General features: G+C 68.1%; 11 protein-coding genes and 1 pseudogene. 6 read left to right on the top strand and 6 right to left on the bottom strand.

Annotated elements, in window-relative coordinates:
* Nucleotides 1-40: 40 nt before the first annotated feature.
* Nucleotides 41-430, bottom strand: coding sequence for a MerR family transcriptional regulator (locus ACFYML_RS34870; protein WP_387424697.1), 390 nt, complete (start codon nucleotides 428-430; stop codon nucleotides 41-43).
* 64 nt (nucleotides 431-494) lie between these two features.
* Here ACFYML_RS34870 and ACFYML_RS34865 point away from each other — a divergent pair, with 64 nt between their 5' ends.
* The 3 genes from ACFYML_RS34865 (at nucleotide 495) to ACFYML_RS34855 (ending at nucleotide 4034) form a co-directional block, all read left to right on the top strand.
* Nucleotides 495-2327, top strand: coding sequence for an erythromycin esterase family protein (locus ACFYML_RS34865; RefSeq protein ID WP_387424696.1), 1833 nt, complete (start codon nucleotides 495-497; stop codon nucleotides 2325-2327).
* Between the two features lie 485 nt (nucleotides 2328-2812).
* A complete protein-coding gene (locus tag ACFYML_RS34860; RefSeq protein ID WP_387424695.1) occupies nucleotides 2813-3106 on the top strand; it encodes a pilin in 294 nt (97 codons plus the stop codon).
* A 10-nt stretch (nucleotides 3107-3116) separates the two neighbouring features.
* Complete coding sequence (locus tag ACFYML_RS34855) at nucleotides 3117-4034, top strand: conjugal transfer protein TrbL family protein (RefSeq protein ID WP_387424694.1); 918 nt, start codon at nucleotides 3117-3119, stop codon at nucleotides 4032-4034.
* Nucleotides 4035-4211: 177 nt separating this feature from the next.
* Here ACFYML_RS34855 and ACFYML_RS34850 read toward each other — a convergent pair whose 3' ends face one another.
* Nucleotides 4212-4973, bottom strand: coding sequence for a helix-turn-helix domain-containing protein (locus ACFYML_RS34850; RefSeq protein WP_387424693.1), 762 nt, complete (start codon nucleotides 4971-4973; stop codon nucleotides 4212-4214).
* A 186-nt stretch (nucleotides 4974-5159) separates the two neighbouring features.
* On the opposite strand from ACFYML_RS34850, the gene ACFYML_RS34845 reads away from it, so the two are divergent.
* Nucleotides 5160-6971, top strand: coding sequence for a hypothetical protein (locus ACFYML_RS34845; RefSeq protein ID WP_387424692.1), 1812 nt, complete (start codon nucleotides 5160-5162; stop codon nucleotides 6969-6971).
* A gap of 201 nt (nucleotides 6972-7172) precedes the next feature.
* On the opposite strand, the pseudogene ACFYML_RS34840 reads toward ACFYML_RS34845, so the two are convergent.
* Nucleotides 7173-7383, bottom strand: a pseudogene (locus ACFYML_RS34840) (hypothetical protein); the annotation flags it as partial.
* Nucleotides 7384-7449: 66 nt separating this feature from the next.
* Here ACFYML_RS34840 and ACFYML_RS34835 point away from each other — a divergent pair.
* Both ACFYML_RS34835 and ACFYML_RS34830 read left to right on the top strand, forming a co-directional pair.
* The gene (locus ACFYML_RS34835; RefSeq protein WP_387424691.1) at nucleotides 7450-8169 is read left to right on the top strand and encodes a DUF6597 domain-containing transcriptional factor; all 720 of its coding nucleotides are present in this window, start codon (nucleotides 7450-7452) and stop codon (nucleotides 8167-8169) included.
* Between the two features lie 10 nt (nucleotides 8170-8179).
* On the top strand, nucleotides 8180-9037 hold the full coding sequence (locus ACFYML_RS34830; RefSeq protein WP_387424690.1) for a hypothetical protein: 858 nt from the start codon (nucleotides 8180-8182) through the stop codon (nucleotides 9035-9037).
* 184 nt (nucleotides 9038-9221) lie between these two features.
* Here the strand turns inward: ACFYML_RS34830 and ACFYML_RS34825 are convergent, their stop codons facing one another.
* The 3 genes from ACFYML_RS34825 to ACFYML_RS34815 form a co-directional block, all read right to left on the bottom strand.
* On the bottom strand, nucleotides 9222-10742 hold the full coding sequence (locus ACFYML_RS34825; protein WP_387424720.1) for an ISL3 family transposase: 1521 nt from the start codon (nucleotides 10740-10742) through the stop codon (nucleotides 9222-9224).
* A 312-nt stretch (nucleotides 10743-11054) separates the two neighbouring features.
* A complete protein-coding gene (locus ACFYML_RS34820; protein ID WP_387424689.1) occupies nucleotides 11055-11375 on the bottom strand; it encodes a hypothetical protein in 321 nt (106 codons plus the stop codon).
* Nucleotides 11306-12160 carry a hypothetical protein gene (locus ACFYML_RS34815; protein WP_387424688.1) on the bottom strand — a complete coding sequence of 285 codons (855 nt, stop codon included), beginning with the start codon at nucleotides 12158-12160 and terminating at the stop codon, nucleotides 11306-11308. The genes ACFYML_RS34820 and ACFYML_RS34815 overlap by 70 nt, the downstream gene beginning before the upstream one ends.
* Nucleotides 12161-12354: the final 194 nt, after the last annotated feature.

The raw sequence follows: 12354 nt of genomic DNA, 5'->3' as shown, positions 1-12354 counted from the left end.
GTGCAGCCGGTCCCCGCGCTTGGCAAACCGCTTGTTGGAGTCAGGGGATCCGGTCGATGGATTCGCAGAGTTTGCCGCCGGATTGCAGCTCGGTGAGGCAGGTACGCAGTTCGGCCGTTCGGCGTTCGGACTCGGCGATCAGCTCGGTGGCTATCCGGCCCCACTCCTGCGGTCCGGGGTTGGGCGGCAGGTCGGCGAAGAGGTCGGCGATTTCGCGGACGGTGAGGCCGACTCGTTGGGCCAGCTTCGCGACTTTGATCCGGCAGGCTGCGATTGCGTCGAAACGACGCTGGTTGCCGCTGTCGCGCTGGGCCGTGATGACACCGGTTTTTTCGTAGAAACGGACTGCCGACGGCGCGACGCCGGCATCGCGGGCAACGTCACCGACGGTGAAAACAGCTTCGGGCGGGGCGATGATGGCGTGGCTCACGCCACCAGGCTGCCACGCGAGCGGGCTTGCCTTCAACATATGTTCAACCGGCAGCGTGGCTCGCATGAACGATCAGACAAACGGATTGAACGAGCCCGGGAACAGGGCTGACGAGCCACCTCTCAACCTCGTTGTCGTAGTGGCCAGCGTCCGCGATGACAGGGTCGGCCGCATCCTGGGCGACTGGGTGATGGAACAAATCCCTCGGGATGTCCGGACCCACATGGTGGATCTCACCGATCTCCACTTGCCACCTGACTCGGATCTACAGCCCGGCGGTGGGCAGCCGACGCCGGCATCCGATCTGATGGCGGCCGCAGACGGGTTCGTGATCGTCACCCCCGAGTACAACCACTCCTACCCGGCGAGTCTGAAGCGTTTCGTGGACTGGCACTACGGCGAGTGGCAGTTCAAGGCCGCCATGGTGGTGCCGTATGGCGTACAGGGTGGGCTGCTCGCCGGTGAGTACCTTCGCCCGGTCTTCGCCGAGCTCTCCGTGGTCACCACTCGTCGCATGGTCGCGCTCCGCGCGCCATGGGCACACCTCACCGAAGGCCGCTATGTCGCTCCTGATCGGGAGGACGACGCGGTCCGGGACGCCATCCGCGAACTCTCCTGGTGGGCCAGCGCTTTGCGGGACGCACGGCGTCGACGCCCGTTCGGCGGCGTCGGCGACACCGGCAACGCCGCGAGCGAGGCCGTGGTTTCCTGGCTGGCGGCACAGCCCGAGACCGTTGACCCGGTGGCGATCGCCGACCTGGCTTCGGATGCCTTCGTCGTCGGGCTCGGCGCCAGCACCCGCGAAGCACACGAGCCCTTCCAGATCGTGGAGCACGCCACCCAGGCGCTGATCGATCGCGGTTTCCGGGTCCTCGCCGTGCTCGACAACCAGCGCGTGGGTGCGCTCTACGACCGCTACGTGCGCGGTGAGGACGTCAACATCGATTCCTCGCTGCGGCAGGGCTGGGGGCCCTGGCAGACGAGCGAGATGCGGGACGCCCTCACGTGGCTCCGGTCCCGCAACGCGACCCGGCCCGACGACCCGGTGCGGGTGATCGGAGTGGGTGGCTCGTGGGTGCTGCCCGCTGACTACGACCGTGTCGTGGACTTGATCGCGGCCATCTCCCCAGGCGAGGTGCCACAGGTCCGTGAACTGCTCGCCGTCATCCGCACTGCTCACGACAATGGCGAGCATGTGCAGCGGGCCCAAGGCACCCACCCAGGCACGCCGTTCGTGGAACTCGCACGCAAGGCCCGTGCGATCGCCGGGCGGCTCGACGACGGTGCCGGGCGCGATGAGGCCGTGCGGCTGCTCGACATGATCGTGGCGCACCACGCGAACGCGATCGGGGTGGGATACGACGCGGAACGTGAGGAGCGGGCAGCCGCCGAACGGATCCTGGAGTGGCACCGGCGTACAGGCGATCGGATCGTCCTGTGGGAGGGCAGCGCTCACGTCGCGGCCCACGGCGGCGTCATGCTCGGCTCCCATCTACGGGAAGCCCTCGGCGACCGATACTTCGCCGTTCACGTCACGTTCGGCCACGGTCTCGTCCGCAACAGCAAGATCCCGTTGCCCGCCCCCGGTTCGCTCGAGGATCTCTTGCTCTGCGGCGGCGGCGAACGGACGGTGAATTTGGCCGCCGATGTCCCGGTCGACGTCGCAACGCGACTCGACGCGCCTTGGCGGACGAGACTGATCTCCGGGGTGTACGACCCCGCCGACGACGCCGAGCACTACTACGAGCTGCCCTCGCTGCGAGACAGCTTCGACGTCGTCGTCTTCGTCCCCACGGTCGCCCCGATTCAGCCCCTGGGAGTCTCTGTAGCCGCCGGCAGGGTTCCGCCTCCGGTAGCATTCGCCGTCTCCGAGCAGGCCAGCGGCCGTGACCGGTGACGGAGGGACGCCTCCACACCGGCAAGGTCTCGAACGAGGTGCGTGGGCAGTCCCAACCGCTCGTGCTCCAACAGGTGGCTCTGGCAGAATCACTGCTCCTCCGTCCACGGCCCGAGCGGCTCGCCGGTTCCCGGGTCGACGCCCTGCCCACGGCCATCGACACCCCGATCCTGACCGCCTGGAACGCGAAAGAGGACCTGCTCGTCACTGTGAGTCGCTGTGAGGTCTTGTCAGGTCGTGACAGGCGGGCGGCGAGTTCGATCGACCTGACAGCCGAGGTCTGGGCGGTGCATGTCATCCATGGCATGCCCGCCCGGTGGGGACCACTCCTTCCGGTGAGGCCCACGGTCTGGCACGGCTGGCGCGGCGTACTGACACCGCAACCCTTCGCCACATGCAAGGGAGGAGCGCCCCCAACCGGATCACACGGTCCTTGCGTCTGGTCCCCACCGCGGCGGCCCGCAGATTCCTTGTGGAGCGCCGCAATGCACACGATCTCCGTCCTCAACGACCTCCTGGCCGCGCCCGCCCCTGACGGCGGAGGCCCCCACTCGATCGCCCAGGTCATCGCCAACATCACCGGCTGGGTCATGGGCATCATCGCGGTGGTCGCGACGATGTTCCTGGTCATCGGCGGCCTGCGGTATATGGCCGCCGGTGGCGACCCGGCGCAGGTCGAGCAGGCGAAGGGCAACGTCAAGTCCGCGCTGATCGGCTACGCCCTCGCTGTGCTGTCCCCGGTCATGCTGCGGGTGCTGCAGGGCATCCTCGGCGGCTGAGGGGGCCGTCATGGTCGACTGGCTGATGAACGGCCTGGTCAGCTGGCTCGGCGAGAAGGTCACCGAGCTTCTCGGCGGTCTGCTGGCCTTCCTGGCATCCTCCATTTTCGTTTCGCCGGACGTCACCGTCCTGCCGCAGGTGATGTCGATCGCCGGCAAGAGCGCGCTGGTCGTCAACGCCTGCTTCATCCTCGCGATCATCGCCGCGGGTATCGCCGCGATGGTCGGCGACTCGGTCGAGATGCGCTACGGCGTCAAGGACCTGATCCCCCGGCTTGTCGTCGGGTTCGTGCTGTCCTCGTTCGCGGTCCCGCTGACCCGTGTGCTCATCGACATCGCCAACGCCCTGACAGTGTCGATGGCCGGCACGTCCGCGCCGACCACCGAGGCGGTCACCTTCGCCCGGGCTCGGATCGCCTCGGCGATGACCGACCAGAGCGCCGCGCTCCTGATGGCCATCATCGGACTGCTCATCGTCGTGTTGATGTTCATGCTCGTCGGCACCTGGCTGGTGCGGATCGGGATGCTGGTCGTCCTGGCCGGCGTCGCGCCGGTGGCCCTCGCGTGCTACGCCACCCCATGGACACAGGGGGCCGCCGAGCTGTGGTGGCGCACCCTGCTGGGTTGCCTGGCCACGCCCACACTGCAGGCGATCGCGTTCTCGGCGGGCATCAACCTGCTGATCGACCCGGAGTCGAACCTGCCGATCCTGCTCGGCCTGCCCGGCTCGGACGCGGTGAACCTCATGCTCGTCATCGTCGTCCTCTGGGTCACGATCAAGATCCCCGGGATGGTGCGCCGGTACGCCAGCCGCGCGGGGTCGCCGAACGCTGGTGGGGTTCTGCTGCGCGCGGTGGTCATCCAGAGCCTCACCCGCCACCTACCGCTCGGCCGGGTCGCGCGTACCGCCGTACGAGGTGGGCGATGACCCATGAGGACACTCCCCCACGCGCTGTCGTCCCCATCGACAAGCCCGTACGACCCCGACGACGCCTTGCTGGCGTGATCAACGAGTACCACCGAGCAGCCTGACGCGGTCTTCAAAACACCAGGTCACGGCCGTTGAACGAGTTTTGGCACGGTACACGCGCGCGCCTTCGCCCGGCTAAAGATCTCTCCGGGTATTGGAGACGATCTCTCGGGCGAGCTCGTCGCGGAGCCGGTACAGGTCCGAGAGGATCCGCGCGGGGACCGTGCCTGACGTCCTGCCCGTCATCCCAAGTATCAGGCATTGCGAGGCGAACTGGATCTCGACCGCGGCACACCACCATCCGAGCCGGCACTCCTCCCATTCGAGAGCAGACCGTGTCTCGGCGGCTCGACGTACCTTCGCCGCGTACCGGCCAGGCACCACGACGGTGTGCTTCGTAAGCCGCGAGATCCCACGCCGTACCACTTCCTCGACGGCCTGAGGGTGGCGGGCGGCCACGAGATGCCCGATCGCCGTACTCGGAACGTGCGGAAAGTCGAGCTGCCTGGGCCAGCTCGACGCCATGATGGCCGCGTGCTCACGGCCGTGGGCGCTGTCGATCAGGTCGATATGCAGGCCCTCCGACAGGCCTGCCCAGGCGATCGAGCCGCTCCGCGCATGCAGCTCGTGCACGAACGGCGTGACGAGTTCCACGGCTCCCAGTTGGCGCTCCGCATGCGTGCCCAGGGTCATCATCCTGGGGCCGAGCAGGTAGCCGCCACCGTTTCGGAGGACCAGCCGTTTCGCCACGAGGTCGTTCGCGATCCGTCGGACTGTCGGCTTGGGGATGCTGGTTCGCGCCGTCAATTGCGCCAGGCCGACGGGCTGACCCGACGGCGCCTCCGCCAGCACCTCGAGGATGGCGAGGACCCTGCCCGTGACGGTGTGGTCGTCCATAGGTGTTCCCTCCCCAGCGGGTCCCACGCGTGGAGTCGCGCCATGTTCAGGATGGCATCGAGCGGCTCCCGGCGTACTCCGATTTTCCAGCCGGCGGGTCACTGAGTGACACGCGCCGGTTCCACCTCGTCAGCAAGCCTGCCACCTTGAACTCCGTGTTCCGTCGTCTAGGGAGGGTGCAGAGCGATGAGTAGGCAGAGTCCACTGAAGCAGTTGCTGTCCAAGGCCCAGTCCGAGCAGGCGTCGGCGATCGTTCTCGACGTCGATGGCGGTGGCGGCATCTCGATGGAACGTGAAACCGCCCAGGTGATGCACGCTTCGACGGCGTTGTCGATGATGCAGAACCTGGCTCGGCAGGCTCTCGGCGAGTCTTCACGTTCGGACGAGATCGCAAAGCTGACCGTAAAGCAGGCCGTCACTATGCACCGGATCTTCGAGACCGCGGCGACGGGAGCCCTGCTCGCCAGCGACGTCGATCAGCGGATCGGGTTCATGTCCAATCTCACCGGATTCATCGCCGGCTGGGGTGATGCGACCGGACTCGAGGGTGTCTACACCAGCGGGCTGAGCCTGCTGGGGCCTGATGTCGGCACTGAGGCACTGATGAGCGCGACTTTGGTCTGGGACCAGCACATCAAGGACGGCGCCTTCCCCAACCAGTTCGGGGCACTGGTGGCCGCCTCGGATTCGGCGACCGTCTCCCTCCTCGGGCCAGGCCGGTTGCAGGGGTTGGGGTTGAGCGGCGACGTCGCCGATGCGCTGCGCCAGCTCGACATGGGACCGAGCGGCTGGGGCTCGCGGCTGGAAACGTTCGGCTACGGACCGGGAAGCCCAGCTCCAGGGCCTATCGGTAGTCTCGACGGGGGCTACCCGTCGGGGTACTTCGACGAGGGCTTCACACCGGGGATCCTGCTCGGCTCCGAATTCATTCCTTCCGGCGCGATCGGAGCGGAGGGCCCCGGCGGCGCGGTCCCGGCGGTCTCGGGGATGAAAGGCCCGAACGGGTTCGTCCCTGGAGCGCTGCTGCCTGTGGACGGGGGTACTGGGTTCTTCCCCGGCGGTGTCGGCTCGGCGACGATCCCGGCGATGTACGCCGGTAGCGGCGGACGCGAGGGCGGAGGCTGCCCGGTTGACGAGTCGTACCTGAGCGAGTCGACCGGCCATGTTGTGCACGACCTCGCGGCCACCGCCAAGGACATCGGGAAGAGCCTGATCAGCTCAGGACTCACCATCGCGACTGGTGGGCTTGCCACCGTCGGAGTAGGAGCAGGAATCGTCGCCACGGCTCCCCCGCCTTTTAAAGTGATAGGAGTAGACATCGTTGGACTCGGCGTCGGCGCGATGGGCGTCGGCGTAGCCACGTCTGTCATGGGTGCATCGATTGCTCTCAATGCAAGCGTTGTGGAGTCGGTGACCAAGCCGGCCCCTCCGACTACGACGTCGACGTCGACCACGACGATGGGCCCGGACGGATCGACCACGACGACCACGGTGACGACAACTGGTAATCCGCATCCCAAGGACGAGGAAGAGTTCGACGAGTACGTCGAGGACGCGCTCGGTTTGCCTGCGTCGTTCAAGGGCCTGTTTCCGGATGTCGGCTGCCCTGACCCGTTCGGCAGCGGCCTCCTGTCACTCGCCGATCTGGCCGCAGGGTACGAGACCGCATGGGTGCCGGAGGTCAGCGCTGAGGCAGTCGAAGTGGTTGCAGTCAACACTGCGACTGACTCCCCGGTGACCTCGGTCCGGCCGATCGATCCCGGTGTGTGGTGGGCGATGGAGCGCTCCGAAGACGAGGTCATCGCTGTTCGCACCCCAACCGTCCGACGGACATCGGAGGAAGGCGAGCAAAGGGCAGCGATGCAACGGGTCGTCGCCAGACTTCGCCGGCCCGTCGCATCCGCAACGAGACAGATCGATGGCTTGGAACTGGAGGAAGACAGCGGCATCTGGGACCCGGAGCACGGCCGGTGGATTCCGATGTCCGAGGTGCTGTAGGCATGTCGGGTGACCTGCCGCGTGCACCGCTGGTCGGGTCCGACAGGCGGATAACTCTTGGCCCGGTGATATCGCCTCGTACGACGACATCACCGCCCGATGCGTGGGCTGCCTGGTTGGTTGCGACCAGGCAGCAGCCGCCGGCCGGGCGGCTGTAACCCCCGGCGCAGGGCGACGGCCATGGTCCTACGCTGTTCGGGCCTGGGGCCTGGGTCGTCATTGAGGTGACGGCGTGCGGGCGTGCGACGCCCTGGCCACCGGTGGGCACGCTGTACGTGCGGGTGGTGTCCCCTGCGGTGGTGTGGCTGGTCTCGGTGTGCCGGGAGCCGGTGGTGTTGAACGTCCAGTCCTGCCAGTACGGTGCCGGACGGGCAACGGCAGACCGCATTCGGTCGTTCAGTTCGCCGACCAACCGGACTGACCGACCGACCCGACCGTGGCGCGCGAGGCTTGGCGGCTTATTCCGTAGGGTGAGGGTGTGACCTCGCAGTACCGGGAGGCCGTGGTCTCCGGACCGGTGGCCTCGCTCGTGGCGCGCGTGTGGGAGCAGTGCGTCAGCCATCGGCATAGCCAGCTGGTAGTGCCCGACGGCTGCCTCGACCTGATCTGGCTCGGCGACGGGGAGTTGGTGGTCGCGGGTGCCGATACGGGCCCGCGGCTGGTCGACCTGCCGGCGAACGCCGAGCTGGCGGGGGTTCGCCTCCGTCCCGGAGCTGCGGGTGCTGTGCTGGGCTGGCACGCTGCGGAGCTGCGCGACCGCCAAGTCGATGCCGCCGACCTGTGGGGCCAGGAGGCATTGCGGCTCGTCGAGACGCTCGCCGTGGTACCCGCCGATTGTCGAGGTCGTCACATGCTCGAGGCGGTGACCTCGCGCGGCGCTACGCCCGATCCGCTGGTCCAGGCAGCGGCACTGTGTCTGGCTCGTCCGCATGCTCGGGTCGCGGCGGCGGCGGCAGAGCTCGGCGTTAGCGAACGACAGCTGCATCGGCGGACGGTGGCAGCGGTGGGCTACGGACCCAAGATGCTGGCGCGCGTCTGCCGGCTCCGCCGGTTCATGCACCTGCGCGCCCCTGACCTGGCAGGCAGGGCACTCTTGGCGGGCTACGCCAGCCAGGCGCACATGAACGACGAGGTGCGGCGGCTCACCGGCATGACGCCCGTCCGATTTCTGGAAGCACTCGGCGGCGCGTCCGCCTAGCGTGGGCACCGTGCCCGTCGACATCACTGCTGCCGAACAGTTCATCCACAACACCGCCCGCCTCCTGGACAGGCACCGACTCGCAGTGCTACTCCACGACGCCTCGGTGGAACCGGTCCTTACGGCATTGCGCGCCTACCAGAACCCCGACCACGGCTTCGGCCATGCCCTGGAACCCGACGTCCGGGACTCTGCGAGCCAGCCGACTGCCACGCTGCACGCACTTGAGGTACTCGCTGAAGTCGACGCCCTGGACGACCCCATGGTCACCCAGGCTGCAAGCTGGGCAGCCCGGAACGCCCGCGCCGACGGGGCCCTGCCCTTCGTCCTCCCCAGCGCGGCTAACCATCCGCACGCACCGTGGATGACGCCCAACCCGGACGGTTCGTTCATCACATTCGGGGTCGTTTCCGTCCTGACCCGGGCCGGTATCCAGACCCCCTGGCTCGATCTCGCGAAATCCTGGTGCTGGTCCCGGATCGATCGGCCTGACGACCTCGACGCCTACTGGGTCAAGTTCGCCCTCGACTTCCTCGACCACGAATCGGACGAGGACCGCGCCCGCGCAGCCATCGAGTCGCTCCGGACCAAGATCGGGGCCGACGGCACATTACCCGTCCCCGGTGGCACGGAGAACGAACGCCTCACCGCCCTCGTTCTCTCGCCACGCCCGGGCCTGCGCAGCCGGACTCTGTTCACCGAGGAGCACATCCAGGCAGAGCTGGACCGGCTCGAGGAGGACCAGCTCGAGGACGGCGGCTGGATGTTCGACTGGCTCGACTGGTCCCCAGGGCAACGCGTGGAGTGGCGCGGCGCCGTGACACTGCGCGCCCTCGCCACCCTCGCTGCACATTGGCGCGCCGGATAATGACGTGTGCGCTCATCGGCAGATTCGCGCACTGCCGCACAGCAGCACTAGCAGTCTTGGCCCTCAGGCACCATTACTTGGCTTTCAGCGAGACCGCCCGTGGTGGGGCCAGTCATGGCCGTCCCGGTGGAGCCCATCTTGTGGTTCTGGCCCCTTTTAGTTGATCGATGTTGGCCCCTGCTGGTCAGGTGGTGTGGAGCACTCGCTGGCGGAGCAGGTCGAAGTTGGCGCGACCGAACATCTGGCGTTTCAGCATCTTGATGCGGTTGACGTGGCCTTCGACTGGGCCGGAGTTGTGGGGCAGGGTGAGGCCGTTGCGGACGGCGTCATAGTCACGTTGCAGTCCGGCGGCGAACGACTGTAGGTCGGGTTGATCGTCGTTGGTGACGGCGGTGATCCAGGCGTCGAGTTCGTGGCCGCGGCGTTGGGTGAGAATCACGGCGAACGCGGCAACGTGCTCGGCGAGGCGGTCCAGGTGCGGGCAGCGGGCTCTGACGGTGGCGATGCCAGCCTGTTCCTCGGGTTGCATGCGTTGCGGGTGGCGTAGCAGCCAGCTGACCACGTGGCGCACCTTGGGTGGGCGAGGTGCAGCGGCCGGGGTTCGGGTGAGCGGTCTGAGGACTCGCAGGTAGTCGCGGAGCACGCTGTAGCTGCCTGGGTAGCCAAGTGCCCGCAGTTCGTGGAACAGGGTCTTTGCGGAGGTGCAGCCGGCGGCCCAGCGGTGGTGAAGGTGTTCGAGGTAGGGGTCGAGGATGCTGGCGCGGGCGCCGGTGCGGGCCGTGGCGACGAGGTCTTCGACGTTGGCGGCGCGGGCGTAGCGGCGGACGGTCTCGCGGGCCAGGCCGAGCGTGCGGACGATCGCTTTGATGCCGTGGCCGTCGTTGAGGAGCTGGTGGACCTGATCGAACCGGTCACGGGTGCGCTGCGCCAGCCGGCTTTCCCGCGCTGCGGCCTCAGCGTGAGCAGCGACGGCGCCTGGGTCGATTGCTGAAGGCAGAGCGGGCTCCAGGGGTGGTGGGGCGAGGCAGCGCTGGTGGCGGCCGACGGCTTTCTCGACGTGTTGGGCGAGGTTGTGCCAGAGGTGCCATCGGTCTGCGACCTGGATGGCGTGTGGGGCTCCGCGACGCGCGGCTTCGGCATAGGCGCCGGCGCGGTCGCGGCAGATCACCTGCACGCCTGGGTGTGCCTGCAGCCAGGCGGCGAGCGTGTCGGTTTCCCGATCCGGCAGCAGGTCGATCGGCCGGTGGGTATCCAGGTCGATCAAGACGGTGCCGTAGCGATGCCCGCGCCGGACCGCGAAGTCGTCGACGCCCAGCACTGCCACCGGTCCAGCCTGTCGCTCCGGCATCGCGCGGACCAGCCGCAACAGCGTGTTGCGGCCTGCGTGTATACCCAGGCTGGCCGCCAGCCGGGCGGCCGGGCGGCCCGCCAGAGCAAGGCCAAGGGCTTGCAGCACATGCTGCGCTGCCCGGGTTCGCCGACCGTATCGGTAGGTCAGATCGTCGATCTGCTCGGCGAACCTCGTGACAGTGCAATCGGGCTGCTGGCAGACGAACAACCGGACCTGCAGCAGCAGCTCGACCTGTCGCCCGCCGACCACGACGTCATCGAGGCGCCGCTGGTAACGGCGGTGCACGCGTCGAGTCAGCTGACCACAGCCCGGACAGCATCCGGCCATCCGCGTCGACCTTGCCCGGATCCGCACACGGCTCTCGGTCGCCTCCACCCCTTCCACTACCGCCTGCCCGAGATGCGGCAACAACGCGATCAGCGAACCGTCAACACACCGGCAGCACCGTACATAGTGGACACCGCCCGCACGGCAGCGGCACCGATCGATCAACTAAAGAGGGCCAGAACCCATCTTGTCCGTCCTAGCCAATGGCGGAAGGGCTTTGAGCCGCCGCCTCCTGCCTCCAGGCCGGGCGGCCATGGGATGGCTGGGCTGCTCCGTGGCGACCGCCTGGCTTCCGACCTGCCCGCGACGTTCAGGATTCCTGAACGTCGCGGGCGTTGTTCAGCAACGCCGCAGGACCAGCACGTCCTCGTGCGCCACCAGGTGCACGGGCACGCCTTCGTCCCTGGCGCGGCGGACTGCCATCAGCCCGAACATGTTGGCCCGGTGCACGATCTGCGCGTCACGAACGGCGGCGAGCATCGCCGCGCACCGTTCCACCGGGACCAGCCCCACCGACTGTGCGACGGCGAGCAGTTCGCCGGGTAGGTCGATCAGGTCGTCCCGCTGGCGGCGTACCGGTCGGCAGGTGATCACCACGGTCCCGCCGGGACGCAGCAGTTGGTAGCTGGCGGCGAGGATCGCGGCGAACCCGTCGAGCAAGCGGGACCATCCCGCATAGGCGAGGTTGCCACGCTCCCGGTCCCCATAGTGGTGGTCCCGCTTGCGTACCCGGTACTCGTCACGCGGACGAGGCCGTGGGTCCCGCGTCCGTACGGCGGAGAGGTGAGCACGAGGCTCACGCGGCCGACCGCGGACGCGGGCACCAGGTCGAGCAGGCCGGTGGCGTCGCCGGTGAGCACCTTCGCCGTGCCGGCAGTCCAGTCCCGATACGTCCGCGGATCCGGACGGGAGGGCAACTGCAGCCGCAGCAGCGCTCTCGCCGGGTCGGTGCCGCAGCGCTCGATGCTGGCCTGCTGCCGATCACACGCGGCCAACAGCAACATCCGCGGAATCCTCGGAACGCCTTCCAACTCGAACACATCCACCGGCAGCCGGCCATTGGCCTTGACGAACGCGGCGACCTGCCGCGTGCGGCCCTTGATGATGCTGGCCGACAGATACTCGCCGCCGGGGATCGAGGCCCGCACCTGATCCCACTCGACGGGGGTGCGCTGACGCGGATCGGACGGCCAGGCCGCCAGGACCCCGGCGGTCACCTCGGCGCGCCACGCCGCCGAACGCAGCGCACGCCCCGCCTGCTCCTGCGCCATCCGCACGACCCGGTCATTGACCCGCACACCCGGCGGCGGGGTGGCGGTCCAGCCCAGGCGTCGCAGCGCCATCCACGCGTTCGACGGCAACCTGCGCCCACCCGCATCCACCCCGGAAGCCAACACCTGCACATCCACGGTGTTCCAGTGCTCGCCGACCAGCGCGGCCACCATGCCCGCCACCAGATCAGCACACCAACCAACCCGCCGCGCCAGCACCGCCGGAGACAGCACCTCACTGGGCGTTTTGATCTTGTCTGCGTGCGATTAGCAGCATTCGGCCTGCCGAATGCTGGGCCAGCAGACCAGCCGACTCACGGCTATCGGCCCTATTTGCCCCGACTGATGCCGCATCGATATGCCAGCTT

It is taken from the genome of Micromonospora sp. NPDC007230, assembly GCF_042869115.1.
Lineage (GTDB): Bacteria > Actinomycetota > Actinomycetes > Mycobacteriales > Micromonosporaceae > Micromonospora.
The sequence above is the reverse complement of the archived record's forward strand: the minus strand, read 5'-3'. Positions and strand labels throughout refer to the sequence as shown.